This window comes from Kitasatospora sp. NRRL B-11411 (assembly GCF_000721345.1).
Taxonomy (GTDB): domain Bacteria; phylum Actinomycetota; class Actinomycetes; order Streptomycetales; family Streptomycetaceae; genus Kitasatospora; species Kitasatospora cineracea.
The window spans coordinates 1-203 of record NZ_JOGH01000362.1 but is presented as its reverse complement, the minus strand read 5'-3'; the positions used below and the strand labels follow the sequence as shown (position 1 = coordinate 203).

General features: G+C 71.9%; 1 protein-coding gene. It reads right to left on the bottom strand.

Translation table 11 applies throughout. The features are described 5' to 3' along the window. The coding region (locus IH44_RS0140385; RefSeq protein WP_030464807.1) for a transposase at nucleotides 1-203 on the bottom strand (203 nt) is incomplete at both ends.

Genomic DNA, 203 nt, shown 5'->3' with positions numbered 1-203 from the left:
TCGCCCAGCGGATCATGGTCTCGGAGTGGGCGGGGCTGGTCTCGTAGTCGCGGGCGAGGCGACGGTGGGCGGTGAGCCACGAGAACGTGCGCTCGATCGCCCAGCGCTTGGGCTGGACCTGGAATCCGCGCTGGTCGGGGGCCTTGCGGACGATGTCCAGTTCGCGGCCGAGGATCCGGGCGGTCCACTCGACCAGGCGGCCG